This window comes from Devosia algicola (assembly GCF_028816455.1).
Classification (GTDB): Bacteria; Pseudomonadota; Alphaproteobacteria; order Rhizobiales; family Devosiaceae; genus Devosia; species Devosia algicola.
The window spans coordinates 1,650,523-1,675,899 of record NZ_CP118246.1; the positions used below are offsets into that span (position 1 = coordinate 1,650,523).

Annotated in this window: 28 protein-coding genes and 4 pseudogenes; 18 read left to right on the top strand and 14 right to left on the bottom strand. The window is 56.7% G+C overall.

The genetic code is table 11. The annotated features are described in order from the left end of the window. The first annotated feature begins 3 nt into the window (after nucleotides 1-3). From PSQ19_RS08800 to PSQ19_RS08830, 7 genes are all read left to right on the top strand, one after another. The gene (locus PSQ19_RS08800) at nucleotides 4-591 is read left to right on the top strand and encodes a HupE/UreJ family protein (RefSeq protein WP_282220470.1); all 588 of its coding nucleotides are present in this window, start codon (nucleotides 4-6) and stop codon (nucleotides 589-591) included. 126 nt (nucleotides 592-717) lie between these two features. Beyond that, nucleotides 718-1,197 (top strand): MaoC/PaaZ C-terminal domain-containing protein, encoded by a 480-nt coding sequence (locus PSQ19_RS08805; protein ID WP_282220471.1) that lies wholly within the window; start codon nucleotides 718-720, stop codon nucleotides 1,195-1,197. Next, entirely contained in the window at nucleotides 1,181-1,738 is a 558-nt protein-coding gene (locus PSQ19_RS08810) for a MaoC family dehydratase (protein WP_282220472.1), read from the top strand. The genes PSQ19_RS08805 and PSQ19_RS08810 overlap by 17 nt, the downstream gene beginning before the upstream one ends. Nucleotides 1,739-1,743: 5 nt before the next feature. Beyond that, nucleotides 1,744-2,112 (top strand): hypothetical protein, encoded by a 369-nt coding sequence (locus PSQ19_RS08815; protein ID WP_282220473.1) that lies wholly within the window; start codon nucleotides 1,744-1,746, stop codon nucleotides 2,110-2,112. Nucleotides 2,113-2,427: 315 nt separating this feature from the next. Beyond that, entirely contained in the window at nucleotides 2,428-2,604 is a 177-nt protein-coding gene (locus PSQ19_RS08820; protein WP_282220474.1) for a hypothetical protein, read from the top strand. Nucleotides 2,605-2,699: 95 nt separating this feature from the next. Continuing rightward, a complete protein-coding gene (locus tag PSQ19_RS08825; protein WP_282220475.1) occupies nucleotides 2,700-3,092 on the top strand; it encodes a VOC family protein in 393 nt (130 codons plus the stop codon). Between the two features lie 59 nt (nucleotides 3,093-3,151). Beyond that, nucleotides 3,152-3,532 (top strand): GFA family protein, encoded by a 381-nt coding sequence (locus PSQ19_RS08830; RefSeq protein ID WP_282220476.1) that lies wholly within the window; start codon nucleotides 3,152-3,154, stop codon nucleotides 3,530-3,532. A 2-nt stretch (nucleotides 3,533-3,534) separates the two neighbouring features. Here PSQ19_RS08830 and PSQ19_RS08835 read toward each other — a convergent pair whose 3' ends face one another. The 5 genes and pseudogenes from PSQ19_RS08835 to petA form a co-directional block, all read right to left on the bottom strand. After that, the gene (locus tag PSQ19_RS08835) at nucleotides 3,535-4,068 is read right to left on the bottom strand and encodes an adenine phosphoribosyltransferase (RefSeq protein WP_282220477.1); all 534 of its coding nucleotides are present in this window, start codon (nucleotides 4,066-4,068) and stop codon (nucleotides 3,535-3,537) included. 17 nt (nucleotides 4,069-4,085) lie between these two features. After that, a complete protein-coding gene (locus PSQ19_RS08840; protein ID WP_282220478.1) occupies nucleotides 4,086-4,280 on the bottom strand; it encodes a hypothetical protein in 195 nt (64 codons plus the stop codon). Between the two features lie 146 nt (nucleotides 4,281-4,426). After that, on the bottom strand, nucleotides 4,427-5,269 hold the full coding sequence (locus PSQ19_RS08845) for a cytochrome c1 (protein WP_282220479.1): 843 nt from the start codon (nucleotides 5,267-5,269) through the stop codon (nucleotides 4,427-4,429). A gap of 17 nt (nucleotides 5,270-5,286) precedes the next feature. Then, nucleotides 5,287-6,538 (bottom strand): annotated as a pseudogene (locus tag PSQ19_RS08850) (cytochrome b). 14 nt (nucleotides 6,539-6,552) lie between these two features. Further along, on the bottom strand, nucleotides 6,553-7,077 hold the full coding sequence (gene petA, locus PSQ19_RS08855; protein ID WP_282220480.1) for a ubiquinol-cytochrome c reductase iron-sulfur subunit: 525 nt from the start codon (nucleotides 7,075-7,077) through the stop codon (nucleotides 6,553-6,555). A 249-nt stretch (nucleotides 7,078-7,326) separates the two neighbouring features. Here petA and PSQ19_RS08860 point away from each other — a divergent pair, with 249 nt between their 5' ends. The 3 genes from PSQ19_RS08860 (at nucleotide 7,327) to PSQ19_RS08870 (ending at nucleotide 8,933) form a co-directional block, all read left to right on the top strand. After that, entirely contained in the window at nucleotides 7,327-7,797 is a 471-nt protein-coding gene (locus PSQ19_RS08860; protein WP_282220481.1) for a tRNA (cytidine(34)-2'-O)-methyltransferase, read from the top strand. Further along, nucleotides 7,794-8,666, top strand: a complete 873-nt coding sequence (gene hemF / locus PSQ19_RS08865) for an oxygen-dependent coproporphyrinogen oxidase (protein WP_282220482.1) — start codon at nucleotides 7,794-7,796, stop codon at nucleotides 8,664-8,666. The genes PSQ19_RS08860 and hemF overlap by 4 nt, the downstream gene beginning before the upstream one ends. A gap of 72 nt (nucleotides 8,667-8,738) precedes the next feature. Further along, complete coding sequence (locus PSQ19_RS08870; RefSeq protein WP_282220483.1) at nucleotides 8,739-8,933, top strand: DUF1059 domain-containing protein; 195 nt, start codon at nucleotides 8,739-8,741, stop codon at nucleotides 8,931-8,933. 20 nt (nucleotides 8,934-8,953) lie between these two features. Here PSQ19_RS08870 and PSQ19_RS08875 read toward each other — a convergent pair whose 3' ends face one another. The 3 genes from PSQ19_RS08875 to PSQ19_RS08885 form a co-directional block, all read right to left on the bottom strand. Beyond that, a complete protein-coding gene (locus tag PSQ19_RS08875; protein ID WP_282220484.1) occupies nucleotides 8,954-10,147 on the bottom strand; it encodes a CCA tRNA nucleotidyltransferase in 1,194 nt (397 codons plus the stop codon). Then, the gene (locus PSQ19_RS08880; RefSeq protein ID WP_282220485.1) at nucleotides 10,144-10,809 is read right to left on the bottom strand and encodes a CoA pyrophosphatase; all 666 of its coding nucleotides are present in this window, start codon (nucleotides 10,807-10,809) and stop codon (nucleotides 10,144-10,146) included. Before PSQ19_RS08880 ends, PSQ19_RS08875 begins: the two co-directional genes overlap by 4 nt. A gap of 67 nt (nucleotides 10,810-10,876) precedes the next feature. Further along, the gene (locus PSQ19_RS08885) at nucleotides 10,877-11,428 is read right to left on the bottom strand and encodes a GNAT family N-acetyltransferase (RefSeq protein WP_282220486.1); all 552 of its coding nucleotides are present in this window, start codon (nucleotides 11,426-11,428) and stop codon (nucleotides 10,877-10,879) included. A 334-nt stretch (nucleotides 11,429-11,762) separates the two neighbouring features. Between PSQ19_RS08885 and PSQ19_RS08890 the strand changes: the two genes are divergently transcribed. After that, on the top strand, nucleotides 11,763-12,719 hold the full coding sequence (locus PSQ19_RS08890) for a glutathione S-transferase family protein (RefSeq protein WP_282220654.1): 957 nt from the start codon (nucleotides 11,763-11,765) through the stop codon (nucleotides 12,717-12,719). Here the strand turns inward: PSQ19_RS08890 and PSQ19_RS08895 are convergent. Further along, on the bottom strand, nucleotides 12,716-13,192 hold the full coding sequence (locus PSQ19_RS08895; protein WP_282220487.1) for an NUDIX domain-containing protein: 477 nt from the start codon (nucleotides 13,190-13,192) through the stop codon (nucleotides 12,716-12,718). The two genes, PSQ19_RS08890 and PSQ19_RS08895, sit on opposite strands and share 4 nt — an antisense overlap. Before the next feature lie 110 nt (nucleotides 13,193-13,302). Between PSQ19_RS08895 and PSQ19_RS08900 the strand changes: the two genes are divergently transcribed. The 4 genes from PSQ19_RS08900 (at nucleotide 13,303) to murD (ending at nucleotide 16,881) form a co-directional block, all read left to right on the top strand. Further along, nucleotides 13,303-13,677 (top strand): metallophosphoesterase family protein, encoded by a 375-nt coding sequence (locus tag PSQ19_RS08900; protein ID WP_282220488.1) that lies wholly within the window; start codon nucleotides 13,303-13,305, stop codon nucleotides 13,675-13,677. Then, entirely contained in the window at nucleotides 13,625-14,194 is a 570-nt protein-coding gene (locus PSQ19_RS08905; RefSeq protein WP_282220489.1) for a metallophosphoesterase family protein, read from the top strand. The genes PSQ19_RS08900 and PSQ19_RS08905 overlap by 53 nt, the downstream gene beginning before the upstream one ends. Nucleotides 14,195-14,264: 70 nt before the next feature. After that, nucleotides 14,265-15,590 carry a hypothetical protein gene (locus PSQ19_RS08910; protein ID WP_282220490.1) on the top strand — a complete coding sequence of 442 codons (1,326 nt, stop codon included), beginning with the start codon at nucleotides 14,265-14,267 and terminating at the stop codon, nucleotides 15,588-15,590. Further along, on the top strand, nucleotides 15,580-16,881 hold the full coding sequence (murD, locus tag PSQ19_RS08915) for a UDP-N-acetylmuramoyl-L-alanine--D-glutamate ligase (protein ID WP_282220491.1): 1,302 nt from the start codon (nucleotides 15,580-15,582) through the stop codon (nucleotides 16,879-16,881). The genes PSQ19_RS08910 and murD overlap by 11 nt, the downstream gene beginning before the upstream one ends. Before the next feature lie 15 nt (nucleotides 16,882-16,896). Here the strand turns inward: murD and PSQ19_RS08920 are convergent. The 3 genes and pseudogenes from PSQ19_RS08920 to PSQ19_RS08930 all read right to left on the bottom strand — a co-directional run bounded on the left by PSQ19_RS08920 (nucleotide 16,897) and on the right by PSQ19_RS08930 (nucleotide 18,751). After that, a pseudogene (locus PSQ19_RS08920) lies at nucleotides 16,897-17,083 on the bottom strand (DUF3008 family protein). Continuing rightward, nucleotides 17,019-17,594: an MgtC/SapB family protein gene (locus PSQ19_RS08925; RefSeq protein WP_282220492.1), complete on the bottom strand. Its 576-nt coding sequence runs from the start codon at nucleotides 17,592-17,594 to the stop codon at nucleotides 17,019-17,021. Before PSQ19_RS08925 ends, PSQ19_RS08920 begins: the two are co-directional and overlap by 65 nt. A gap of 106 nt (nucleotides 17,595-17,700) precedes the next feature. After that, nucleotides 17,701-18,751: pseudogene (locus PSQ19_RS08930) on the bottom strand (NAD(P)-dependent alcohol dehydrogenase). Between the two features lie 231 nt (nucleotides 18,752-18,982). Between PSQ19_RS08930 and PSQ19_RS08935 the strand changes: the two are divergent. Continuing rightward, complete coding sequence (locus PSQ19_RS08935; protein ID WP_282220493.1) at nucleotides 18,983-20,059, top strand: CHASE4 domain-containing protein; 1,077 nt, start codon at nucleotides 18,983-18,985, stop codon at nucleotides 20,057-20,059. Further along, nucleotides 19,959-21,215, top strand: coding sequence for a putative bifunctional diguanylate cyclase/phosphodiesterase (locus PSQ19_RS08940; RefSeq protein WP_282220494.1), 1,257 nt, complete (start codon nucleotides 19,959-19,961; stop codon nucleotides 21,213-21,215). Before PSQ19_RS08935 ends, PSQ19_RS08940 begins: the two co-directional genes overlap by 101 nt. Here PSQ19_RS08940 and PSQ19_RS08945 read toward each other — a convergent pair. Further along, nucleotides 21,212-21,379 (bottom strand): hypothetical protein, encoded by a 168-nt coding sequence (locus PSQ19_RS08945; RefSeq protein WP_282220495.1) that lies wholly within the window; start codon nucleotides 21,377-21,379, stop codon nucleotides 21,212-21,214. The genes PSQ19_RS08940 and PSQ19_RS08945 overlap by 4 nt on opposite strands. 110 nt (nucleotides 21,380-21,489) lie before the next feature. Between PSQ19_RS08945 and ade the strand changes: the two are divergent. Next, nucleotides 21,490-23,200 (top strand): annotated as a pseudogene (gene ade / locus PSQ19_RS08950) (adenine deaminase). Here ade and PSQ19_RS08955 read toward each other — a convergent pair. Next, complete coding sequence (locus tag PSQ19_RS08955; protein WP_282220496.1) at nucleotides 23,197-25,377, bottom strand: malate synthase G; 2,181 nt, start codon at nucleotides 25,375-25,377, stop codon at nucleotides 23,197-23,199. The pseudogene ade and the gene PSQ19_RS08955 overlap by 4 nt on opposite strands.

The following is a 25,377-nucleotide window of genomic DNA, read 5'->3' on the forward strand; positions in this document are numbered from 1 at the left end:
ATTATGCGTATTCTTCTGGCTTTGGGCCTTGCCCTGTTTTTTCCTGCAACCGCTTTCGCCCATCCTGACACGACAGGCACGCTTGGGTTGATGCACGGCTTTGTTCATCCGCTCGGTGGCGTGGATCACGTACTGGCAATGCTGGCGGTAGGTGTTTTCGCCTATGTTCTGGGCGGCCGGGCCCTGATTTTGGTGCCATTGAGCCTTGTCGCCATGATGCTTGTCGGCTTTCTATTCGGTGTTTCCGATGTTGACCTGCCGATGGTCGAACTGGCGATTGCGGCCTCCAGCATCATCATCGGTGCCGCCGCCGCCCTCGGGCGCCCGATGCCACTGGCAGGCGCGATGGCGTTGGTCGGCAGTTTTGCAATTTTTCACGGTCAGGCTCACGGCGCCGAAATGCCCGCAAACAGCGCCGGTGCACTCTACGCCGCCGGTTTTGTTGGCGCTACGGCACTTCTCCACGCCACCGGCATTGTCGCCGCAGCCGGCACCAACCGGATTTTTGCAACGCGCGGCAAGCTGATCGCGCAACTCGTTGGCGGCGCCGTCGCCGTGGGTGGCGTCGGCGTATTGCTGGGCTGGCTCTAGCCGCCTGAATCGGACTGGACGCGCGTTCCACAGCGCGGCCAGTCCGATTCGTGATCGATAGCACGGCCAATGCTTGCCCAAAAAGGACAAATCGTGCAATGTCGCGTTGACGTTAAGGGCAGCCAAATGACCAATCCTGTAACCGCGACTCGCCGACATTACGAAGACCTGGCCGTCGGTGAAATCATCACGCTCGCCAAGACCAAAGTCGACAAACAGATGGTCACCGGTTTCGCGCGCCAGTTCGATCCATTGCCGTTTCATCTCGATGAAGCAGCCGCCAAGGCGTCACTGCTCGGCGGATTGGCCGCCAGTGGCTGGCAAACCGGTGCGCTTAGTCTGCGGGCCCTGGTTGATAGTTTCCTCGCCGACATTGCATCTGCAGGCGGACTGGGATTTTCCCATCTCAAATGGAAAAACCCGGTCATGGTCGGAGACACCATAGGTGGCACCATCACCATTACAAATTTGCGACGCTCTGATAGCCACCAGCAATGGGGCATTGTCACACTGGATTTCGATGTTCGAAATCAAAAAATCTACCGGTTCTCACCATGCGTCTGGCAAATCTGGTCGAGGTGCGCGCCCAATGACCCGCTGGTTTGAAGATATCACCCTCAATGAGGCGTTCGATCTGGGTAGCCACCAATTCTCCGTCGACGAAATTATCGACTTTGCTACCGAGTACGACCCGCAATATTTCCACATCGACCCCGAAGCGGCTCGCCATAGTCACTTCGGCGGCCTCGTCGCCAGCGGCTGGCACACGGTCTGCATCGGGCAACGAAAAATGGTCGACGCCCTATCGGCCGAGGCAGAACGCCTTCGCGCCCTCGGTAAAGAGCCTGGCGTTGCCGGCCCGTCGCCCGGCGTCAACGCCATGACCTTCAAGGTACCGGTCCGTCCGGGTGACACCGTCACATTCTCGCTGACCGTTACCAGCAAGAGACGTTCCAACTCCATTCCGGGTTGGGGTGTCCTGTTCAACCAGATCGCCGCTGTCAATCAGCATGGCGAAACTGTTTATACTGCCGAACTGATCAGTTTCTCCAAGCTGCGCGACTATACTGTGCCGACCAGGTTGAGGCTTTTGCAGGGACTGGCAAAAGTTCCTTTTTTCGGCCGCGCCCTGTCTCGTATGACTTGAAAGCGGTGCCTCAACCCGCCAATCTCTGTGCCATGCGCCGAATCATCGCCCTTGCCCTAATCGCCACCGCCGCCGTTTCTACTGCGTCAGCACAATCCTATGTTGGCAATTGGGGATGCACCGCCAATGGCATAACGGCGGGCATGCTCTCGATTTACGGCGACGGCTATGGTTTTGCCTCGAGCAGCTTTGGCGACAAATCATCGGGAATAGGCGCAATAACCGGTTACACCGATGGTGTCGGTTTCGCCGATGGACCATTGGTTGCAAATGCCGGTATTGTGGCCGGAAGATTGGTCAACGATCCAGCCCGTGGCCCCTCCATGCAGTTGGAAAGTTCCAGCGCCATTGTCATGGTGTGCACACGACGCTGATCCACGCCATTGACCAAATCTGGTTCACCGGGCTATTTTATGGCTCCCCATAGGAGGTTCAGCCTGAAATGATTTGATCATCGCCCCGGACGCCCGCTAGTGCCCTGCCCGCATCTCAATGTGGCCCATGGCGCATGGCCTCGTTCCGACGATGAACTTTCAGGCTTATGCGTTACAGCGGCGCAATCCTGTGGCTTCACCGACCTGATTCGGACGTCCAACCAAAATCCATGCTCACCGCGCGGCTTACGGGCACGCGCGTCTATCGAACAACGTTCGCCTCACTGCACGAGGCACGGAGCGAAAGGCTTTATCATGCCAAAAAACATCTTCCAACGTCCAACCAATGTGCCGCACAACAACAAGGTGCCGCGCCACGGCTCCAGATTACCGACGGCCAAACCAGGCGGTCGCAAGAACGCTAAATCCAAGACATACAAGACGAATTTACCCAGTCTCAGTGATTTGCTGGGCAAAAAAGCACCGAACTGACGATCGGACCGGCGCGAATCTCGCGCCGGTTTTCCTTGCTCCAGTCTTGCCGCAATTTGTCGTTAACTATTGTGGATCGCCAAAGGAGACCACTTATGGGTTCGATACAGGAAATTGTCTTTGACTGTGAAAATCCCGCCAATCTGGCCAGTTTCTGGGCCGAGATTCTGGAGGGTTATCATGTGCGCGACGATGATCAATTCGCAGTCGATCGTCTCGCCACACTGGGCTTCAATCCGGAAACGGACACGGTGGTTTTTGCTGATGGCCCCGGTCCCAGCATATGTTTTCAGAATGTCGAGGGGCGACGTTTTGACAATAATCGCGTCCATTTCGACATTTTGGTCGCGGACCGCGCTCAGGAGGTCGAACGCCTCACTGCTGCAGGAGCCGCAATCGTCCAGATGCTGCCAACCTACGCTGTCCTGCGAGATCCAGAGGGCAATCAATTTTGCCTGGTCGATGCGCGCGAGGACATCGCGGCCTGATACTGCTGTCAAAAATTGACGCATCCACCGAATATGCTGCATGGCAAAGGAGAACTGCCATGCCCCTGACTGCCACCTGCCATTGCGGCGCCACCCGTATCGAAGTCGACCGCGCGCCCGATAACGCCACAGCCTGCAACTGCACCTATTGTTCCAAGGCAGGCGCCCTTTGGGCCTATTATCGACCCGACGAAGTGCGCATCCTCGCTGCCGATAGCGACAAGGTCTACGCGCCCAATGGGCTCAACCTGCACCACTTCTGCGCCCATTGCGGCACCAACACCTATGGCGACACACCGGACTGGTCTGAAGCCGATATCGGAAGCGACACGCCAACGGTGCCTGAGGCGCGCAAGATCGGCGTCAATGTCCGGCTTTTCAACGACTTCGATTTGGCGAAGTTACCAGTCCTGGAGATAGATGGACGGAATTTGTGGTGAACTCAGTCGCCCGAAAAACTGATCAGCTCGTCGACCTCGACCCCTTCGTCCCGCAGCTTTGACGCGCCACCAAGGTCGGGCAAGTCGATAACGAACGCTGCCCGGCTGATGGTTGCGCCGGTTCGTCGTAGCAGACTTACCGCCGCAATCGCGGTTCCACCGGTCGCGATCAGATCGTCAACCAACAGGACATTGTCGTCCGCATTGAGCACGTCGGCGTGGATCTCAATGGTGTCCACGCCATATTCGAGCGCATAATTCTGCCCGATCGTTTCGCCCGGCAACTTGCCCTTCTTGCGGATAGGAACGAACCCAACGCCAAGCGCAATCGCAACACCCGCACCGAAAATAAAACCACGCGCCTCTATCCCGGCAACATGGGTAATATTCAACCCCCGATGTGCAGAAGCGATCCGTTCAACGCTTTCTTTGAAGCCTTCGGGATGTTCAATCAGCGTGGTGATGTCGCGAAACAGAATGCCTTTTTTTGGATAGTCGGGAATAGTCCGTACGAGGGATTTTAGATCGAGTGTCATTGAATAACCTGATGAAATTATTGAATCCGGCGGCCCACAATGTGCCGCGCCGCAACGCCAGCGGTGTAGGCGGCCCGTCGCGTAAAATGGATAGCCGTGTCGCGCGCCTTGTCATTTGTCATCACCGCCCGCACACCCGCGCGGATCGCAGGATTGCGACTGACAGTAATGGCAGCGCCAAGAACGACGACGGCAACGCGCATGGCTGACATATCGACTCTCCTTGCGGACCCGCACTAACAACATCATTGGCAATCCTGAGAACCAATGACAAGTGCCCCCATCTATTTTGCGTTCAACAAACGAAACAGGAGGCCATTGGCCCCCTGATCAAATCGCATCCAGAAGTTCGAACGGTCTAATGTTCTATACCCGACCAAAGCTTGCGCTTGGTAGCATACATCAATCCGGCAAACAGGATGAGGAACAATATGACCTTGAACCCGGTCTCCTTGCGCGAAACCAGACCCGGTTCAGCCATCCACATCATGTAGGCGGCCACGTCCTTTGAATATTGGTCGACAGTCTCGGGTACCGGCTCCTGGCCCTCTTCTGCAACATAGGTAACGACACCATCAGCAAGTGGCGGTGCCATACCAATGGCGTGGCCGGGAAAGATCGCGTTGTAATGCTTGCCTTCGGGGATATCGACGCCCTCGGGCGGCGTTTCTTTGTACCCGGTAATCAACGCATGTATATAGTCGGGACCACCCTCGGCATAGCCCGTGAAATAATTGGTTATCCACCATGGAAAGGCGTCGGTGACGCCACGCGCCTTGGCCAGAACCGAGAAATCGGGTGGCAACGAACCACCATTGGCGTCGCGTGCTTCCTGCTCGCTGACGAACGGCGCAGGCCACTTGTCAGCGGCTACACCAGGGCGTGTGCCACTATCTGTCGATGGATCCGCAATGTCATATTCGGCAGCCAACGCCTTGACCTGCCCCTCGGTAAAGTGCGGCCCGCCCTCGTCCGACAAGGTGCGGAACGCGATCAGGTTGGCGCTATGACAGCTTGAGCAAACTTCCCGGAAAACTTGAAAACCGCGACGCAACTGATTGGTGTCATAGGTTCCAAAAATGCCGGCAAAGCTCCAGTTCTGCTTCTCGATATGCGGGGTATCATGCTCCTGAGCGACCGTTGGTGCGGCGCACAGGGCGCTCATGGCGACAGCGGCGAGGATGGTCTTGATCTTCAACATACGACTGGTCCCCGCCATCAAGAATGCGCTTTGCCGAGCACACTCTCGGAAATGCTGGTCGGCAAGGGCCGCGGCGTTTCAATGCGAGAGAGTACAGGCAGGATTATGAGGAAATGGATGAAGTAGTAGGCCGTGCAGATCTTGGCCAAAACCACATATATTCCCTCGGCTGGTGCCGCACCCAAATAGGCCAGGCTGACAAAGTTTGCGACAAACAACCAGTAGAACCATTTGAACATCGGACGGAACGTACCCGACCGTGTCTTGGCATTATCGAGCCACGGCAGGAAGAACAGAATAACAATCGAACCGGCAAAAAAGATCACGCCGCCCAGCTTGCTATCGATAAACAGGATATTGAAATCGATGGCGCGCAAGATCGCGTAGAACGGCAGGAAATACCACTCGGGCACGATGTGAGCCGGAGTCACCTGGCTGTTCGCCATGATGTAATTGTCGGGATGCCCTAAAATATCGGGAATGAAGAACACGAACCATGCGAACGGAATGGCAAACAGTACAATCCCGTAAAGGTCCTTCATCGTATAATAGGGATGAAACGGCAAGGTATCGCGATCGGATTTGACCTCGACGCCCACCGGGTTGTTGTTGCCCGGGACATGCAGAGCCCAGATGTGCAACACCACCACGGCGGCAATGATGAAGGGCAGCAGATAGTGCAACGAGAAGAAGCGGTTTAATGTCGGATTGCCAACCGCAAATCCACCACGCAGCAGGCTCAAGAACTGGTCCGCCGATCACCGGTATGGCATCAAAAATATTGGTAATAACCGTAGCCGCCCAAAAGCTCATCTGTCCCCAGGGCAATACGTAGCCCATGAACGCTGTCGCCATCATCAAGACGAAAATCAGAACACCCAGCAGCCAAAGTATTTCGCGCGGCGCCTTGTAGGACCCGAAATACATGCCGCGGAAGATATGGACATAAACCGCCGCGAAGAACATCGACGCACCAACCGAGTGCACCGCCTGAATGATGCGACCGCCATTGACGTCTCGGCGAATATGCTCAACCGAATTGAAAGCCATCGCAATATTGGGCGTATAGTGCATCGCCAGCACAACGCCGGTAATAATCTGCACCACCAGCATGATTGCCAGAATTCCGCCAAAGGTCCACCAGTAGTTGAGGTTCTTTGGCGTCGGGAAATCCATCAGATGCTCTTTGGAGAACCTGATGATTGGCAAGCGATCGTCGATCCACTTCTCGACGCTGCTGCCTGGAATATAAGTCGAATGTTCAGACATCGGAAACGCCCCCATTAACCGATCTTGATCAGCGTATCGCTGAGAAATTCATACGGCGGCAAGACCAGGTTTTTGGGCGCCGGTCCTTTGCGAATCCGGCCAGCCGTATCGTATTGCGAGCCATGGCAAGGGCAGAACCACCCGTCATAATCCCCTGATTCACCGACGGGAATGCAACCAAGATGGGTGCAATTGGCAATCATGATCAGCCAATTTTCATGGCCTTCCTTGGTGCGCTCCGCATCAGTCGCTGGATCCTTGAGTTCGCTCAAAGGCACAGCCTTGGCTTCCTCGATCTCCTTGGGCGTTCTGTTGCGCACGAAAACGGGTAGACCGCGCCACAGGATCGTAACGGATTGACCGACTTCGATACCGACCAGACTAAATTCGATACTGGCCAAAGCCAGTGTCGAGGCATCCGGATTCATTTGATTTATCAGCGGCCAGACTACGGCGCCAACGCCCACGGCGCCAACCGCGCCAGTTGCGACGAAAAGAAAATCCCGCCGCGTCGATTGATGTTCTGCTTGCGTAGCCAAGGTGCGATCCCCGTCCAAAACCTTCAAGACGCGCCAGCTGCGGACCCGATTCTACCCACACGCAGAATCGGTTGCCGTCCGCTCGCAAGCGGCCCGTCATTCGCGGTTCTTTTTGCACTGTCCCCGACACTTGTCCAGAGCGCCCCGGCGTGACAAGGCATATCTGCGACACTATACCCATGTTCTCCGCCTCACTATCGGCGTAAACCCCGACCTCACAGCCTCTCGCCATTGTTCCGGAACAGCACATTGCCTGTTGAAATCGCCCTGTATCAGCCCGACATCGCCCTCAACACCGGCACCTTGTTGCGGCTCGGCGCCTGTCTTGACGTGCGCCTGCATATTATTCACCCCACCGGCTTTCATTTTTCGCGCGCCGCCATGAAACGCAGTGGCCTCGACTATCTCGAACATGCCGATTTTGACGAGCACAACAGCTTTTCCCAATTTGATGCTTGGCGAAAACAGGCCAACAGGCGGCTGGTATTGTTGACCACCAAGGCCAGCCAATCGGCCTATGATGTCACCTATGCGGCGCACGACATCCTCCTTTTGGGACGCGAGAGCGCCGGCGTGCCCAGTAATGTGGCCGACAGTGCTGACCTGCACGTCCGCATTCCAATGCGTTCGGGTTTGCGTTCGATCAATGTCGCGCTGTCCGCGACGCTTATTATTGGCGAAGCAAAACGTCAGACAGATGGATTCAAAACATTATCATGACCCTGCCCGCCGACATCGAAGACAAGAAATCCATGGCCGCCGCCTGGTTCCGCCAGTTGCGCGACCAGATTTGCGCAGCGTTTGAAACCCTCGAGGCCGACGTGCAGGGACCATTTGGCGATCACCCAGCCGGTCGCTTTGCCCGAACGCCGTGGGAGCGTGCCGCCGGCGGCGGGGGCGAAATGTCGATGCTAAATGGCCGCGTATTCGAAAAGGCAGGTGTGCATATTTCAGTAGTGCATGGGGAGTTTTCCGAGGAATTCGCCAGGCAGATGCCCGGCACCGAGGCTGGCGCCAGTTTCTGGAGCGCTGGCATTTCACTCATCGTTCACCCCTGCAATCCCCACGTTCCTGCCGTTCATATGAACACCCGCATGATCGTGACCGGCAAGCAATGGTTCGGCGGCGGTGCCGATCTGACACCTGTACTGACAGGCAGACGGCGTCAGTCCGATCCTGATACTATCGACTTTCACGCGGCCATGCGCACCGTCTGCGACGCCCATCCGGGCGCCGACTATGAGCATTTCAAGCAATGGTGCGACACATATTTCTATCTGCCCCACCGCAATGAACCCCGCGGCACCGGCGGCATCTTTTACGATCAGCACAATTCTGGCGACTGGGACGCCGATTTTGCCTTTACCCAGGACGTTGGCCGGGCCTTTCTTGATATCTATCCGCAACTGGTGCGGCGCAACTTCGAAACACCATGGACCGATGCCGAACGGCACGAACAACTGGTTCAGCGCGGGCGCTACGTCGAATTCAATCTTCTCTATGATCGCGGCACAACCTTCGGCCTCAAGACCGGCGGCAATGTTGAGGCGATTCTTTCATCCATGCCCCCGGAGGTTCGCTGGCCCTGATATTTTTAGGGAACCAACCGGCACCCGCGCGCGTTGTGGTTGAATAGACCACAATCGAATGAGGTGATGCAGATGAAGCGTTTTGATTCAGGCTCGCTTATTCCGGGTTCGACATGGCGCGCCGAGGCTGACAATGAGGCCGAAGTTGTTCGCCGCGCAGTCGAAAATCTTAAAAACATGCATGGGGAAACCGAAGTGCGCCCGGACATGATTGAGCGTATCAAGGAGCGTATCGTCGACATCGACGAGCGGCCCAGTACACACTAATCGAACCAGTAACGACTGGTTTAATCAGATTGTATAATCGACAGCAGCGATGCTGGTTCGAGTGAAAATTCGCTTGATATCCATGCGGTTTCGGCGCGATTGAGCGCCTGTCCCAGAGATGGCCCCGGGGCAAAACCAGCATCGAGCAGGTCGCGCCCGCTGATCGGCAGGGGGAGCGGCGTGATCTTTTCAAGATTGCCTAATACTGCAGCTTTCCCCGCCTCGCCCCAACCAGCCTCGGCGGCCGCAACGTCAAGCGCTGACTCAACGATAGAACCATACCGATAGGCCGCCTCGTGCAATTTCATTGCAGTGATCAGGGCCGCAGCGCGTCGCAATAGTTGCGCTTGCGTCATCGTCTCGTTCGACAGCCGCCATTGCCGCTGCAATCCGTCCCCCGGAACTGCCCCGAGTATCAGGGCCAGTCGAGCAGCGCAAAGTGGCTTGTTCACCTGCCGCTCATAGCTTTGCAATGGCGCGATAGCGTACTCGGGTAGCGACAACAGGCTGATTGCATTCATCTTTGCCAATGTCACCGCAATACGCGGCAAGCCCAGCATTCTGAGCATTTCGGACCCGACGCGCTCAGCTGACAGATGAGATAGACGCCCCGCCGCAGCGCCACAGGCCGCTAACCCTGCCCCATCGAAATTTTGTTTCCCATGGCTGGCGGAAAACCGGAAAAACCGAAACACCCGCAGCCCATCTTCGGCGATGCGCTCGTTGGCGTTCCCGATAAATTTTACGTGGCCGCTCAAACAGTCCCCGAGCCCACCGAGCGGATCGAGCAAGTCACCATCCATGTCCGCGTACAGTGCGTTGAGTGTAAAATCGCGCCGTTCTGCATCAACTCGCCAGTTCGACCCGAACGTCACCTCGGCATGACGGCCATCGGTTACCAGGTCCCGGCGAAGCGTCGTAACCTCGACACTTACCTCGCCGTGACGTAGCGTCACGGTGCCATGCTCGACCCCGGTCGGGTAGACGGCGATCCCTGCGGATCTGGCACGCGCCATAACCTCGTCAGGCAACAATTCAGTGGCCATGTCGATGTCGTTGTCGCTCGTCAATCGTTCAAGAATAGTATCCCGGACAATACCACCAACCGCACGCGTTCGACTCTTTTTGCCATCCAGCATGGCAAAAATGTCCTGCACCTCGCGTTGGCGTAGCCAGTTTGCCTGATGAAGGCGGCTTTCCGCCGGAATGCTCATCGAGCCATGCCACCGTTGACCCGGTCGCAGAACTGGCGCGTTAGATTGGCGGTAATACCCCAGATCTTGTGACCATCATGGTCGATCTGCCAGGTGCGATGCTCCCTTCCGTCGCGCCGGACCCGAAAAGCCCCATAGGTCCGCGCGTCAAGAATACGGGTCAGCGGCACTTCGAATAGGGATTGAACCTCGTCGGGATTGGGAACGAACGGATGCGTTGGTGACACCTCCGCCACGACCGGCGTGATCAGATAATTGGTGCCGGTATAGTATGTCGGCAAATATCCCAAAACGCGCGTCTCATCACGCGCCATGCCTACTTCCTCATTCGCTTCGCGCAGCGCCGCATCTGCTGCATCAAAATCCTCTGGATCAAGTTTGCCGCCCGGGAATGCGACTTGTCCAGAATGAGATCTAAGACCGGAGGCACGCTCGGTATAGAGTACCGTATGGCCCTCGGGCCGGGCGATCAGGCTGATCAACACAGCCGCATATACGGGTGGGCGATCAAACGGCCGGTTCGGTGCCCAGTCGGGGATCAATTCGCCATGGGCATCATAGCCAGGCGGATGCGCCAGTAAACGCCCTGTGATACTGTCAATAATGCTGGCGTCCATCAGCACGGCGCGTCCCACATCACCAAACTCAGTCGACCTTAACATAGCCAATGATTGTCAAATCTACACCCCCGACAAGCAACCCTTTTGTCACGCCGGGGAGATAAAGGCACTAATCGGCCTGATAGGATGCAATCGGCCCTGACAGCGACTTGCTAAGCCCGGTTTCAGGAGACAACAGCAGCACCCGTGTCGGATCGACGGGCCCCGGAAACTGGATGGCCCCCTGCGTGGTGGTTTCCCAGCCCAAGGGGCAATAATAATCCTGATCGCCGACCAGAAGCACAAACCGGCCCTGCCCGCGCGCCAATGCACGTGCGCTGACCTCGCGCGCCAGCAGTTTTCCGGCTCCCCGTTTGCGAAAGTCGGGGTGTGTTGCCAGCGGTCCCAGCAAGTAACCATTGACGCCACCGACACTGATAGGCGTCATCCACACCGAACCACAACGCGTGCCATTGACCTCTGCAATCATGGACAAGCTGGGATCGATGGGAAATTGTTCGCGCACGCGAAACGCCGTGCGTGAAAAGCGACCCGGGCCAAATGCCAAGGCTTGTAAGTCCTCTACAAACGCCTCGTCATCAGCATCAACAGGCCGGACGATCAGCGAATTGGGTACAATGTGAGATTCAGCGACGGCAGAAGCGGCATCGGGAACGATCATGGGGTGATCCAGTAGCAAAGCAGAAAACATCTACGGGCGCACCAAATCGTGCGCTAAAGTCCCATCAGGGTCGTCGTGTCCGTAAGTTAACTTTCGCCATCCTGGGCGCCTCCACGCCTGATTTCCGCATAGCATCGCACAATCTCCACGTAAACATAAAGCCTCGTTCGATCGGCCAGAATATTGATGCCCCCAATTCAATGCAGGCAACAATGTGTTGCCGATGTCGCATCTAATCTTTTCGGCACCGTGTTCCTAAGTGAACGGGATATCGTCGCAAGCGTTCCAGAAACGCGGCACACCGGCAAACCAAATGACAAGGACAGGGTACAAGATGGGCATGCTGATTGATGGACAATGGTCCAGCCAATGGTACGACACCAAAAAGACCGGCGGCAAATTCGTGCGCGGCCAATCGGGTTTTCGCAATTGGATTACCGCCGATGGCAGCGCCGGTCCCAGCGGCGAAGGCGGCTATGTGGCCGAAGCGGACCGCTATCACCTCTATGTCTCGCTCGCCTGCCCCTGGGCCCACCGCACCCTGATCGTGCGTAAATTGCGCCAGTTGGAAGACCTGATTTCAGTCTCCATCGTCGCGCCAAAAATGCCTGACGAAACCGGCTGGAGTTTTATTGACGAAGGCTCAACTGGGGACGCCCTGTACGGTCTGGACCATCTCTGGCAAATTTATGCCAAGGCCGCCCCTGAATTCACCGGTCGCGTCACCGTTCCTGTCTTGTGGGACAAGAAAACCAACACCATAGTGTCCAATGAAAGCTCGGAAATCATCCGTATGTTCAACTCGGCCTTCAACGAGTTGACCGGCAATTCAGAGGATTTGTACCCTGAGGCTCAACGCGAACGCATCGACCAGATCAACGCGCGGGTTTATGACGACATCAACAACGGTGTTTACAAGGCCGGGTTTGCAACCACCCAGGAAGCCTATGACGAACCGGTAGCAAATCTGTTCGCGGCTTTAGACTGGGTCGAGGACATTCTCGGGCAGACCGCCTATCTTGCGGGTGATGCCATTACCGAAGCGGACTGGCGCCTGTTCACCACTCTCGTGCGGTTCGATGCGGTGTATGTCGGCCACTTCAAATGCAACCGCAAGCGCATCGCGGACTATCCCAACCTGTCTCATTATCTAAAAGCGCTATACGAGGTACCCGGCATCAAACAGACCGTCGATCTGGACCATATTCGAACCCACTATTACTGGAGCCATCCCACGATCAACCCGCATCGGATCATTCCCATCGGTCCACAATTGGCGTTTCTCGGCTAGTAGCCCCAAATGTCCCGGCGCGGCGCATCGTCAAAATATTCGTCGATGCGCTGCGATGTGGCGGGCGTTACCTTATCGGGTAACTTGGACCGATCAAACCAGCCAATCTCGGCAATCTCATAGCTGGGCTTGAACTCGACTGCCTTTTCAAATTTGTGGCCGACATAAAAGGCAACATGATCACGATCAGTGATCGGGCTGCAATTATGATACATGCCAAATAACTGCATCGGCCCAATCACGCGATAGCCGCTTTCTTCTTGCAATTCACGTGCCGCAGCACCCGCCAGCGTTTCTCCAGGCTCCACCCCGCCCCCTGGAAATTGCCACCCCGGAATATAGGCGTGTCGAATCAGCAGCACCTTGTCGCCATCCACCAGCATGGTTCGCGTGCCCAACGTCATACGCCGCCACAGACCCATGACGTTCAAATAGACTTTGGCGCGCACTCTTTGAAAGCGATTCATCTGCATGATTGGCTCCTGCTTTGCACCATGGATATCAGGAACCGTGGCATGACAAAATTGTCAGTGACGCCAATTGCCCATTTTCTTGACCGCGCAAGCGTGCCATTACCGCTGCAATGACAACACTTGCCCATATTTCCGATATTCATCTCGCGCCACTACCCCATGTTTCCTTAAAGGATCTGATGGGAAAACGGCTGACCGGGTTCCTTAATTGGAAGATCATGCGCCGCGACACGCTCAGCGGCGAGGGCCTGAAGGCGCTCATTGATCATATGCGTGAGCAAAAACCGGATTTTGTCGCCGTCACCGGCGATCTGACCAATTTGGCGCTCAAGGCCGAGATCACCCGGGCCGGCGAATGGCTCAAAACCGTTGGCCCGGCCGAAACCGTATGCGTTTGCCCCGGCAATCATGATGCCTATGTGCCCGGCGCCCTTGAGCGAGCCCAACACGAATGGGGGCCGTATATCGAAGGGGAAAGGCTCTGACGGCAGTGCCTTTCCGTTCATTCGCCGTCTGGACGACATCGCCGTCATCTCCTGCTCCAGCGCAGTGCCCACACGGCCACTGCTCGCCACCGGGCGATTTGACGATGAACAGGCGTCGCGACTGGCTCGCCTGTTGACCGAGACAGGTAAGGCTGGACTTTTTCGCGTCGTCATGATCCACCACCCACCCAACCCTGAACTGCAGCATCCCTCATTCGGCCTCAAGGGTCACAAACTTTTCCGCAAGATTATTGCAGAACACGGCGCCGAGCTGATCCTGCACGGTCACACCCATCGCTCCTCGATCCATTCAATCTCGGGACTCAAACACGAAGTACCCGTCATTGGCGTTGCCGCCGCCAGCGCCGCCCAGGGCAGCGGACTGGATGATCCGGCGCGCTACAACCTGTTCCGCATTGAAAAAAGCGGCAATGGCTGGACCTGTACCATGCGTGAATATGGCTACCAGCGGTTGGGCACCGACATTGTCATGCGCCTTCAAATGCGCATCTACTGACGAATCCGGTTTCAATCGCTATATAAAGTTGCGACATCATCGTCGGACGCCAGCTGGACCTCATCCCGATATGCAATTTCTGGTCGAACGCCCCCAATTTGACGCTGCCATCGGCGTGGCCCGATTTGGCTATCGCCTTGATGACATGCATTTTGTCGAAACATTGGCGTTTCCACGCACCCAAGCGTTTGAACATGTCGACTCCCCGGCATTTTCGCAGTTGCTCAACTTGACGGCGCTCGTGCTTGGCGTGAGTTACTTCAAATTGAAAGCGCCGCTGAATATTGTAGCGCCTGACCTGCCGTTGAATGATGGCCAACGAGCATTCATCATTGATATCTATGAAAATGGCCTTGGCGAATTTTACGCCCGCAACAATTTGCGGCGTTTTGGCCGATTGGTCCTTGATGCACCACCCGCTGATGCCCCCGTTACGGACGTACCCTCATTGCCAAATCGCGCGCTGCTGCCCATTGGCGGCGGCAAGGACTCCCTCGTCAGTGTCGAACTGCTGCAGGCGGCCGGGATCGATTTTACGCCGTTTGCCGTCAACCCCAAGGGACCAATCCTGACCAGCGTCGCCAAAATCGGCGCACCACCAATCTATGTCACTCGTACGCTTGACGCTGAAATGATGCGCCTTGCCGGCCAGCCGGGTTATTTCAACGGCCACGTGCCGTCGACGGCAATCAATTCGATGATAGCAGCGCTTAGTGCGCTATTGTTTGGTTTCAATCAGATTGTTCTATCCAATGAGCGCTCGGCCAGCGAAGGCAATGTCGAATTCGACGGTCGCCAAGCCAATCATCAGCATTCAAAATCGCTCGGATTTGAGCGACTGATTGCCGAAGTCCTAGCCGACGCCACCGCTGGCGCATTGCAGTATTTTTCCTTGCTGCGCCCCTATTCGGAGGCCCGCATCGCGGCATTGTTCGTGCGCCAGACGCGCTATGACAAAGTGTTTTCCAGCTGCAATCGCAATTTCCGCCTGTCCGGTCACGACGGACCTTTGTGGTGCGGGGAATGCCCAAAATGTCATTTCGTCTTTTTGATCTTTGCCCCCGTCATGGACAAACAGAGATTAATCGAGATTTTCGGACGCAACCTGCTCAACGATCCCGACCACGAGGCTTCATTCCGCGAACTGACCGGATTGGCAGGACAAAAACCCTGGGAATGCGTGGGCGAAATTCTCGAAGCTGCCGCCTGTCTATTTGCATTGACCACCACCCCTGATTGGGAACACGACGTCATTGTCGCAACATTGAGGGTCGATCTGAAAGCCCAGTACGGCGCCGCAACATTGACCGCCGCCCGTCAGGCATTGCTCGACGATGCCGATGATCATCACATACCAGCCGCTGTTGTCGCCCGGGTAGCGCCCCATGCACTTTGAAGCCCCGATCCTGCTTTATGGTGCCGGTCGGGAGGCGGTTTCGACGCGGTCCTTCCTTGCGCGCCAACAACCCCAGTTGCGCGTCTATGTCACCGCCGACAATGGTCAAGCCGATATTGCCGACACTCATTTCATCCCGCCGGAGGACATCGATGGCGCTATTGCTGCCCAAAAATTCGGCCACATTGTCAAAAGTCCCGGCGTATCGCGCTACAAACCGGTTTTCGATGTCGCCGAACGGGCCGGCATCACCGTAACCTCTAACCTTAATCTTTGGGGCGCCAGTTTTCGGCAGGACCGAAGCGTCATTGCCATTACCGGCACCAAGGGCAAGTCGACAACCGCAACCCTGGTTCATCTGATGCTGACCGAAAGCGGCATCCATGCCGGACTGGGTGGCAATGTCGGCGTTGCCCCGCTCGACATGGCCGACGCCTATCCGGTCGTTGTATTGGAACTGTCCAGCTATCAAACCGCTGACATGAATTTCCTGCCCGATATTGCCGCGATCACCAATCTTTATCCAGAGCACGTCGATTGGCACGGCAGCGTGGGACAATATTACAAGGACAAGCTGCACCTGATCAATCGGGAAGGGCCAATAAGGATTGCGCTTGGCGCCGCCGCCCAGACCAATAGTCTGGTATTGGCGGCGCTGGGCGGCACCGACCGACTGTTGCCCCGATTGAGCGACGAACAGCGGCGGATCGTCAACGACGCCATCGATAGTTCGCGTCTGAAGGGCGGCCATAATCGCGACAACGCCCAGCTGGCGGCTCAAATTGCGCTGGGCGCTGGGGCGACTATCGAGGGCGTTGTGGCGGGGATCGAAGCCTTTATGCCCCTTCCCCATCGCCTCGAAGAACATCGAATTAGCGATCTCACATTCGTCAATGATTCAATTTCCACGACGCCTGAGGCCACCAAGGCCGCGCTTGCCGCCTATCCAAATCGGAAAATCGCCCTGATTGCCGGTGGGCACGAACGCGAACAGGACTATGATGAACTGGCAAGCCTGCTCGATAGTCGAGGCGTGACGGTCCTGGTCTGCCTGCCGGTAACAGGGGATCGGTTGGCCGTCGCCACCAGCAATGTTGGTGCCCGGGTCGAGATTATCCGCGCGACTGACCTTGAGGCCGCCATGCAGGCGCTTGCCGACAGGGACGACTTTGACACCATCATCCTGTCACCGGGCGCACCGTCCTACAATCAGTTCAAGAATTTCGAAGAGCGCGGCAAACGCTTTATCGATCTGGCCCATCAATTGTTCGACGACCGTGTCAAGAGTTAGCGAAAATGCGCGTCGCTAGCTGTCTTTCTTGTCAGGCAGCGATTTTCGCTCCGTGCTGGCCAACTCATCCAGTTCCTTCTCGCTCATCGATTTATACATCGATTTCGATGCGCCCTTGAGTCTCACTGACCTTGGTCTCACCGCGCTTGGCCGACAGGGCCGCGCCCGCTGCCTTTTGCTGGGCCTTCGACTGTGCTGGCATTTTCATCTCCGTCGTTCTGTTTTTTCAGCTCATCCTGGCGACGGATATAGTTATGTGCCAACGCCCGCAGCGCCGCCAAAATGACTATCGCAAACACTGAAACTGCGAGCGAAATCAGATAGTAACCGAGCGCGCAGGCTACGCCCACCGCTCCGGCGAGCCACATACCGGCGCCGGTCGTTAGCCCCTGAACACCTGCCCCGCTCCTGAAAATTGCGCCTGCACCCAGAAAGGCAATTCCGGCGGTAACAGCTTCGATCGCGCGAATGGGATCAGCGCGCGGCGTCTCGCCGTTTTCTGAAATCGTATGAAATATTTCGAAGGTCAAAATGGTAAACAGCGCCGCCGCGACCGCCACCAGAATGTGGGTACGCAATCCAGCTTCAGCGGTGTGGACTTCACGTTCAAATCCAATGACGCCGCCCAATACCGCTGCGATAAACAAACGGATCAATACAATGTGCAGCGGCAGGTAACTTTCCACCAATCCCACACCGTTGCCGAAATCCATATCACGTCCCTTCCGAGTTGTTTCAACAACCCAGAATCCAGGCGAATGGTTCCGATCTCCCTGGCATCGCGCCCACCCAACCACGCGACATCGCGCGTCAGCAAGCCTAGTCTTTTGCCATCCGGATCTGCAACTTCACATCGGTCGGTCGCGCTTCGACAGCCCGGTCAAACGCGACAATTGAGTCCTCGAAATCGAATGTCGCCGATATCAGCGGTTTGAGATCAACCCGGCCTGAGCCGAACAGGGCAAGCGCCCGATCATACTGATGGGCATAGCGAAATACCGTTTCAATCCGCAATTCTCGGGTCGAGGCGGTGGCAATATCAAACGGCGCCGGTTCGACGGGCAGGCCGACCACCACAATCGTGCCACCCGGGCGCGGCAACGCCATGATGCTTTCCCACGCACGCGGCGAGCCCGAACATTCAAACACCAAATCGGCGCCCCAATCATCGGTGAGTTTCCTGACCTCTTCTACAAGATTTTGCTTGCTTATATTGACCGGAATAACGCCCTGATAGCGCGCTGCGATGTCCAGTTTGGGTTGCGCCAGATCCGCGATGATCACCCTCGCACAGCCGCCTGCCAACGCCGCGATCGCAACCATGGTGCCAATCGGCCCGGCGCCCAGAACCACCGCCGTATCGCCCGGCTTGATACCCGCCTTGTAAGCGGCCTGCATGCCGACGGCAAACGGTTCTACCATCGCGCCTTCTGCAAAGCTGACATTATCGGGTAATTTGAAAGTATAATTGGCCGGGTGTACGACCTCTGGCGTCAAGACGCCATGGACCGGGGGCGTCGCCCAGAATTCCACAGCAGGATCAATATTATAAAGGCCGAGTCGCGATGCGCGCGAATTGGGATCAGGAATGCCCGGTTCCATGCAAACCCGATCACCCACCTGGAGATGGCTGACACCGTCGCCAACCTCAACGATCGTGCCCGCGGCTTCATGGCCCAGCACCATTGGCGCCTTGACCACGAACGGGCCAATCTTGCCATGGGTGTAATAATGCACATCCGATCCGCAAACCCCCACGGTATGGATCGCGATCCTGACCATGCCCGGCCCAACCGACATGGGCAGGCTCAATGTCGCGCAACGCCAGTTCGTGCTGGCGCTCAAGCACCAGTGCTCTCACTTTGGTCATGATAATTCCTCTATGTGTCGCGCCTGACGTCTGGCCGACAATACGCCGCGGGTAACATATTCAACCAGCCACCCGCGCCATTGTCCAGTAAGTGAAGCACGACCCGTCACCCGCGCATGGTCGGAGCAAACATTCCACCCATGCCGTCCATGGAACAGGAATTCCTGGATGGTAACAAGTCAGCAACCATAGGTGGATAACATGCGTGTTTAAGATTTAATCGAACGGCAAATGCGCGACACCAAAATACCAATTCAAACCCGGCACTCGTCCGCCGGCATAATGCTCTCGGCGGTTCTGGCTCTCTTAATTGCAGCAGCCAGCGTCATGGGTTTTGTTGTCTGGTCGACATCCAATATCGACAATCGCGCGCTTGCACAGCAAACAGAAGTTGCCGCCAAGGTGCTGTCGGCGCGTCGCGACAGTCTGCTGAAAGAACAACAAAGCATCGCAATGCGTGATGACACCCTGCTCCACACCCGCTTTGACTTCGATCCCGTCTGGGTGGAACAGCAGTTGGGCACATGCATGTTCGCATTTTTTGGACATGATGGCTCGATACTGCTGGGTCCAGATAACAAGCGACTCTACACAATGGCCGGTGGACAAGGCGTGCCAGCCGACAGGCGCACCGCCATTCCCCCCGCCGTTGCCTCTATGGTCGGAAAATTGCGCGGCGAAATCGCCACCGGCGGGCTGACCCCTTACAATACCGGTCAATCCGATACCCCGTTGCAATTGTCCGACATCGCCATCATCGATGGCCAACCCACCCTTGTCAGCGTCATACCCATCGTGTCGGACACACGCACAATTCCCCAGCAACTCGGGACCGAATTGATCTTTGTCAGCCTGGTTTCACTCAATATCAGCCAACCCAACAGTTGGACAATGAACGGTACATTGTTCGAAAATGCCAGTTTCACCGGCATCGACGGGCACGATCCGGATAAATCGGCATTTCCGCTGATCAATGCTGCGGGACGCTTGCAGGGTTTTTTTGAATGGACGCCCGAACGGCCCGGCGCACACCTGCTGGTTCAAACCGCGCCCGTTCTTGCAGGCGGCTTTTCGATTGCCGCGGTTCTGGTTTTCTACCTGTTGTATCGCCTACGCAGATCAACCAATGAACTTGATGCTCAACGGCTGATCGCCATGCATCAGGCCAACTTTGACCGATTGACCGGCCTGCCCAACCGCACAAAATTTGACACTGAGTCTCGCGGCTGCACTGACGCGTCGCGACGTCGAAGGGGGACGGGTAGCGCTCATGATGCTCGATCTCGATCGGTTCAAGCAGGTCAATGACACGCTGGGCCATCAGGCTGGGGACGAGTTGTTACGCGCCGTTGCCGAGCGATTGCGCCAGACAATATCGGATAAGGGCATCATCGCCCGTTTCGGCGGTGACGAGTTCGCTTTTCTTTACCAAACATGCCCGAGCACCTGCAATTGCACGGAAATAGCGGAAAAGGTTATAGAGGCGCTCCAAACACCCTTTGAAACCAAGCGGGGTAAAGCTTTTGTCGGTGCCAGCATTGGTATCGTCAGCACCTCCACCAGCGAATCCGAACCACGCGAACTGCTGCGCAAAGCCGATATTGCCCTTTACAAGGCCAAGACGAGCGGACGCAATCGCGCTGTGGTCTACCAGGAGCACATGAACGAAGTTTTGCAACTTGAGCGCACGATCGAAGCAGAACTACGCGAGGCACTGCGCACGACGGACCAACTCTCGGTCCATTTTCAACCACTCGTCGCCCAAAAAACGCGCAAAATTGTCGGCGCCGAGGCGTTGGCACGCTGGCACCATCCCAAATTCGGCAGTATTTCACCCGTCAAGTTCATACCCGTCGCCGAAAATTCGGGGCTAATCGAGGACCTTGGCGATTTTGTCCTGCGAAAATCCTGCGCATTGGGTGCTGAGGTGCCCGGTCGGACGATCGCGGTCAACATTTCAACAACCCAACTGCGCAATCCAGGTTTTGCCGCCCGCGTATTTGATCTCCTGTATGAAACCGGCATGCGCGCCACCGATCTTGAGCTGGAGATCACTGAAAGCATTTTGCTTGATGATGAACATGTGTCAGCGCAAAACCTGCGAACCCTGCGATCATCAGGCATTCACATCGCCCTGGATGACTTCGGCACCGGTTATTCGTCCCTGAGTTATCTTAGGCGCTACCCGGTCGACCGTATAAAGATCGATCGCTCCTTCGTCAGCCAACTCAGCGACGGCCATGATTCTGTCGCCATCGTTCAGGCCATCATCACACTGGCCCACGCCATGAATATCCAAGTCACGGCCGAAGGCGTTGAAACTGAGGAACAGGCCGATATTCTGGGACGATTGGGCAACAATACCCTACAGGGTTATCTGTTCTCGCGGCCCGTCAAAGCTGATGAGATTGTCGCCAAGTTTGCGGGCGACCCTGAGGTATCAGGTAGCCGGCAGGTCGCTTAGACTGCGCCTGCCGTACCCGGCTGTGTCATGGTGTAGATCGCATACAGTACGATAAACGCGATGACAATCAGTGCCATGGATATGACCAGCACCCGTAGATTGGCTTTTCGTCGATTGCCTTGCCGGGCCTCATTGGTACTTTTGTGAGGATCGTAGGTTTCCATGTGTCGAACTCCGTTCACTAACCAACGATACCGATCCACCTGCGGTTCCCCGACTTGACGCAGCCGTCGCGGCAGCCGACTTTGCTCTATTGCTAGTGAACGGATATTCAATGCTTTCAACTCAAACGCTCAGCCACATGATTGCCGCCGGACAGGGCAAGGAACCCGCTGATCTCGTTATTCGCAATGTCGGTCTGCTCGACGTCATTACCGGTGCGGTGACCACAACCGACATCGCCATTGTCGCCGACCGCATCGTTGGCACACATGCGCGCTTCGAGGGCAAGAATATAATTGATGGCACGGGCCGTTTCGCGGTGCCGGGTTTTATCGACACCCACTTGCATATTGAATCCTCTCTGGTCACCCCGTTCGAATTCGATCGCTGCGTCCTGCCCCATGGTGTCACAACCGTCATTTGCGATCCGCACGAAATCGCCAATGTGCTGGGCGCCGATGGCATCCGTTACTTCCTCGACTGCGCCGATCAAACCATCATGGACATTCGGGTCAACCTCTCGTCCTGCGTGCCTGCCACCGCCTTTGAAACATCGGGGGCCAGACTCGAAATCGATGATCTCGAGCCGTTCCGCGATCATCCGAAAACTATCGGCCTGGCCGAAATGATGAACTTTCCCGGTGTTCTCAACGCCGATCCCGGCATCATTGCCAAGTTGTTGGCGTTTCAGGGCGATCATATTGACGGCCATGCGCCGCTGCTGCGCGGTCTGCCGCTCAACGGTTATCTGGCCGCAGGGATTAGAACCGACCATGAAGCAACGAGTGCCGCCGAAGCCCGTGAAAAGGCTCGCCAAGGGTATGGCCATCCTGATCCGCGAGGGTTCGGTTTCCAAGGATCTCGCCGCACTGGCCGAAATTCTCGACGAAAATTCCTCCAGCTTCGTCGCCCTATGCACAGATGATCGCAACCCGCTCGACATTGCCGAGGAAGGCCACCTTGATAGCTCAATTCGACGCCTGATCGACATGGGACGCCCCTTGCATCACGTCTATCGTGTCGCCTCCCACTCAGCCGCGCGCCTGTTCGGTTTGACAGATCGTGGACTCCTTGCACCGGGTTGGCGCGCCGATATAGCCCTGCTCGACACTCTTGAGGATTGCCACGTGTCCGACACCATATCCGCTGGTCGGCTGGTCACGCCCGCATTGTTCGACACGCGAAAAATCATCGCGCCCGTAGGTCTGGAGTCGATGAAGGCCACAACAGTAACCCCGGCTAGTTTTGATACCCCCGCCAAGCCCGGCCGAAACGAAACGCCCGTTATCGGGGTAAAGCCCGGCCTGATTCTGACTTTTCGCGAAAGTGCCACCCTCGAACAGACAGAAACGGGTTTGCAACCCGACCTTGCCGCCGATGTCATCAAGCTCGCTGTTGTCGAACGTCACGGCCGCAACGGTAATATCGGGCGCAGTTTCGTTACCGGCTTTGGCCTAAAATCGGGCGCCATTGCGTCCTCTGTTGGACATGACAGTCACAATATTACCGTCATCGGCGCCAACGACGCCGACATGGCGCTGGCGGTCAATCGACTGATTGCCTTGGGCGGCGGATTCGCCGTGGCCATGGATGGTGAGATAACCGCCGAACTGGCCCTGCCGATCGCCGGTTTGATGAGCCAGGAACCCTTTGAAACCGTCGCCAGCAAACTCGTCCGGCTTCGTGATGCCGCCGATGCCCTAGGGTGCGTTCTTCCCGAGCCGTTCCTGCAGGTCGCGTTCCTCGCGCTGCCGGTCATTCCGCATCTCAAAATGACCGACCGCGGCCTGTTTGACGTCGATAAGTTCGACTTCGTCGACTAGGCCCGAGCGCCTGCCTTGCCTGCTTCTCGAACCTTAACTTCAAGCCGTCGCGCATGAAGAATCGGTTCGGTGTAACCGGCAGGCTGGTCGGCGCCATGCAGCGCCAGGTCGAGTGCCGCCAGAAACGCGACCGACTGAAAATTTTCGGCCATCGGACGATAGAGCGGATCCCCGACATTCTGTTCGTCGACCACGCTTGCCATCCGCTCGAACGTGGACGTAATTTCGTCCTTGCTGACCAACCCATGGCGCAACCAGTTCGCCACGGCCTGGGACGATATCCGGCAGGTTGCGCGGTCCTCCATCAGACCCACATCGTTGATGTCCGGCACTTTTGAACACCCGACACCCTGCTGAATCCAGCGTACGACATAGCCCAAAATGCCCTGCGCATTGTTTTCCAACTCGCGAATAATCTCCTCGCGGCTGAGCGAAAACGGCTCCTGAACCGGCATTGAGAACAACTCTTCAAGGCCGGGTGTCGCTTCATTGTGTCGACGTTTTTGCGCCTCGAACACATCGACTTGATGATAATGCAGGGCGTGCAACGTCGCGGCGGTGGGTGAAGGCACCCAGGCGGTATTGGCACCCGACTTGGGGTGACCGATTTTATCCGCCATCATGGCCGCCATATCGTCGGGGCGCGCCCACATGCCCTTGCCGATCTGGGCCCGGCCGGAGAGCCCGCACGCAAGCCCGATCAGCACGTTACGGTCCTCATAGGCGCCGATCCAGCGTTCGCTCTTGATCTCGTCCTTGCGCAGCACGGGGCCCGCTTCCATTGAGGTATGGATTTCGTCGCCCGTACGATCAAGGAACCCGGTATTGATGAAAAACACCCGCTCACGCGCCGCATGGATCGCCGCCTTGAGATTGGCAGATGTTCGCCGTTCCTCATCCATGATGCCGATCTTGATCGAGAGCGGTTTTAGCCCCAGTACGCGTTCAACCGTGCTGAAAATGGCGCAGGCAAACGCCACCTCTTCGGGCCCATGCATCTTGGGTTTGACAACATAAACAGCGCCGGTACGGCTGTTCTGTTCGTCGTGCATGGCGCACAGCACCGTGACAATCGCGTCCATCAGCCCCTCGCCGATGGGTTTACCGGCCCTGTCCTGGACCGCGTCCGTCGTCATCAAGTGCCCGACATTGCGCACCAGCAACAGGGCTCGCCCCTTGAGCACCAATGGTGCCCCTGCGACGTCCGTATAGTGCCGATCCGCGTTCAGGGTTCGGGTTATCTGTTTGCCGCCCTTGTCAAAGCTGTCCTTTAGATCGCCCTTCATCAGACCCAGCCAGTTGCGATAGACGTCGACCTTGTCCGCAGCATCGACCGCCGCGACAGAATCCTCGCAATCCTGGATCGTGGTCATCGCCGCCTCGATCAGCACATCCGCCAGACCGGCAGGATGCGTCGCCCCGATAGGATTGGCCTTGTCAATAAACAGAACCACATGCAAACCGTGATGGCGCAAGACGATTTCGGCACGATCCCCCTTGTCGGCATAGCCAACAAAGCCGGCCTGGTCCTTGAGTGTCGTTGGCCCGGCGCTGGTCGCAATCGCTAATGCCGCTGATCCGCCCTGCACACCAACCATATAGGAGGTGACGGCGTCATGGCTGCCCGAGGCCAGCGGGAATGCCTCATCAAGAAACGCCGCCGCCCGCGCGACCACAGCAGCGCCGCGTGTCGGATTGAAGCCCTGGCCGGGCGCCAGATCACCGGTACGATCAATCACATCGGTGCCATAAAGCGCGTCGTAAAGGCTACCCCAGCGCGCATTGGCGGCGTTAAGAGCATATCGGGCGTTCGACACCGGCACCACAAGCTGCGGTCCGCAAAGAGTGCTGATTTCTGGATCAAGCCCATCAGTCTCAATAATAAAATCGTCGGGTTCCGGCACCAGATAGCCGATATCCTTGAGAAACAACTCATAACCCTGCCGGTTACTGCTCACGGGCCCGTATTTCCGGTGCCAGTCGTCGATCTTCATCTGCAAATCGTCGCGCTTTGCCAATAGCTTGGCGTTGGTCTGGCCATGCTCGGCCACAAGGCTCGCCAATCCGTCCCAGAACTGGTCCGGACTAACGGGAAGGCCCGGTAACGCCTCGTTTTCAATAAAATCTGCCAGAAGGGGAGAGATGGACAGCCCGGATTTCTTCTGGTCTTGGCGCAT

Excerpts from the sequence above, each read along its gene's own strand:
- PSQ19_RS08800 (WP_282220470.1), top strand. The coding sequence starts at position 4 with ATGCGTATTCTTCTGGCTTTGGGCCTTGCCCTGTTTTTTCCTGCAACC.
- PSQ19_RS08805 (WP_282220471.1), top strand. The coding sequence starts at position 718 with ATGACCAATCCTGTAACCGCGACTCGCCGACATTACGAAGACCTGGCC.
- PSQ19_RS08810 (WP_282220472.1), top strand. The coding sequence starts at position 1,181 with ATGACCCGCTGGTTTGAAGATATCACCCTCAATGAGGCGTTCGATCTG.
- PSQ19_RS08820 (WP_282220474.1), top strand. The coding sequence starts at position 2,428 with ATGCCAAAAAACATCTTCCAACGTCCAACCAATGTGCCGCACAACAAC.
- PSQ19_RS08825 (WP_282220475.1), top strand. The coding sequence starts at position 2,700 with ATGGGTTCGATACAGGAAATTGTCTTTGACTGTGAAAATCCCGCCAAT.
- PSQ19_RS08830 (WP_282220476.1), top strand. The coding sequence starts at position 3,152 with ATGCCCCTGACTGCCACCTGCCATTGCGGCGCCACCCGTATCGAAGTC.
- PSQ19_RS08835 (WP_282220477.1), bottom strand. The coding sequence starts at position 4,068 with ATGACACTCGATCTAAAATCCCTCGTACGGACTATTCCCGACTATCCA.
- PSQ19_RS08840 (WP_282220478.1), bottom strand. The coding sequence starts at position 4,280 with ATGTCAGCCATGCGCGTTGCCGTCGTCGTTCTTGGCGCTGCCATTACT.
- PSQ19_RS08845 (WP_282220479.1), bottom strand. The coding sequence starts at position 5,269 with ATGTTGAAGATCAAGACCATCCTCGCCGCTGTCGCCATGAGCGCCCTG.
- hemF (WP_282220482.1), top strand. The coding sequence starts at position 7,794 with ATGACCCTGCCCGCCGACATCGAAGACAAGAAATCCATGGCCGCCGCC.
- PSQ19_RS08870 (WP_282220483.1), top strand. The coding sequence starts at position 8,739 with ATGAAGCGTTTTGATTCAGGCTCGCTTATTCCGGGTTCGACATGGCGC.
- PSQ19_RS08875 (WP_282220484.1), bottom strand. The coding sequence starts at position 10,147 with ATGAGCATTCCGGCGGAAAGCCGCCTTCATCAGGCAAACTGGCTACGC.
- PSQ19_RS08880 (WP_282220485.1), bottom strand. The coding sequence starts at position 10,809 with ATGTTAAGGTCGACTGAGTTTGGTGATGTGGGACGCGCCGTGCTGATG.
- PSQ19_RS08885 (WP_282220486.1), bottom strand. The coding sequence starts at position 11,428 with ATGATCGTTCCCGATGCCGCTTCTGCCGTCGCTGAATCTCACATTGTA.
- PSQ19_RS08890 (WP_282220654.1), top strand. The coding sequence starts at position 11,763 with ATGGGCATGCTGATTGATGGACAATGGTCCAGCCAATGGTACGACACC.
- PSQ19_RS08895 (WP_282220487.1), bottom strand. The coding sequence starts at position 13,192 with ATGCAGATGAATCGCTTTCAAAGAGTGCGCGCCAAAGTCTATTTGAAC.
- PSQ19_RS08900 (WP_282220488.1), top strand. The coding sequence starts at position 13,303 with ATGACAACACTTGCCCATATTTCCGATATTCATCTCGCGCCACTACCC.
- PSQ19_RS08910 (WP_282220490.1), top strand. The coding sequence starts at position 14,265 with ATGCAATTTCTGGTCGAACGCCCCCAATTTGACGCTGCCATCGGCGTG.
- murD (WP_282220491.1), top strand. The coding sequence starts at position 15,580 with ATGCACTTTGAAGCCCCGATCCTGCTTTATGGTGCCGGTCGGGAGGCG.
- PSQ19_RS08925 (WP_282220492.1), bottom strand. The coding sequence starts at position 17,594 with ATGGATTTCGGCAACGGTGTGGGATTGGTGGAAAGTTACCTGCCGCTG.
- PSQ19_RS08935 (WP_282220493.1), top strand. The coding sequence starts at position 18,983 with ATGCGCGACACCAAAATACCAATTCAAACCCGGCACTCGTCCGCCGGC.
- PSQ19_RS08945 (WP_282220495.1), bottom strand. The coding sequence starts at position 21,379 with ATGGAAACCTACGATCCTCACAAAAGTACCAATGAGGCCCGGCAAGGC.
- PSQ19_RS08955 (WP_282220496.1), bottom strand. The coding sequence starts at position 25,377 with ATGCGCCAAGACCAGAAGAAATCCGGGCTGTCCATCTCTCCCCTTCTG.